This window comes from Pandoraea soli (genome assembly GCF_902459595.1).
In the GTDB taxonomy this organism is placed as follows: Bacteria; Pseudomonadota; Gammaproteobacteria; order Burkholderiales; family Burkholderiaceae; genus Pandoraea; species Pandoraea cepalis.
Genome location: NZ_CABPSG010000050.1, coordinates 1 through 541 on the forward strand (window position 1 = coordinate 1; position 541 = coordinate 541).

Below are 541 nucleotides of genomic sequence, written 5' to 3' on the forward strand. Positions count from 1 at the left end.
TGGAACGTCACGCCTGCGCTGCACACGCCGCTCATGGCGGTGACGAACGCGATCTCGGCCATCGTGATCGTGGGCGCGATGCTCGCGGCCGGGCTCACGGAAGGCGCGCTCGGCAAGACGATGGGTGTCGTGGCCGTGGCGCTCGCGGCGGTCAACGTGTTCGGGGGCTTCCTCGTCACACAGCGCATGCTCGAGATGTTCAAGAAGAAAGACAAGGCACCCGTCAAGGCGGCCGAGGGGGACAAGCAATGAGTATGAATCTCGTCACGCTGTTGTATTTGGTCGCGTCGATCTGTTTCATTCAGGCGCTCAAGGGCCTGTCGAACCCGAAGATGGCGCGACGCGGCAATGCGTTCGGCATGATCGGGATGGCCATTGCGGCCCTCACCACGATTGCGTTGATCTTCGAACTGCGACGTCTGATGGGCGGGAACTACTCGGGTCTCGGGTTGATTCTGGGTGGGCTCGTGGTCGGCGGCGGCATCGGCGCGTTCGTCGCGCGCAAGGTCGAGATGACCAAGATGCCGGAGCTGGTCGCGGC

2 protein-coding genes are annotated in these 541 nt (G+C 63.6%); both read left to right on the top strand.

Annotated features, from left to right (window positions below):
* Nucleotides 1-252: NAD(P) transhydrogenase subunit alpha part 2 (locus PSO31014_RS22255; RefSeq protein WP_150553597.1), on the top strand; the 252-nt coding region annotated here is incomplete at its 5' end.
* Nucleotides 249-541 (top strand): NAD(P)(+) transhydrogenase (Re/Si-specific) subunit beta (locus tag PSO31014_RS22260; RefSeq protein WP_174976626.1); only part of this gene is annotated, 293 nt, incomplete at its 3' end. The genes PSO31014_RS22255 and PSO31014_RS22260, both read left to right, overlap by 4 nt.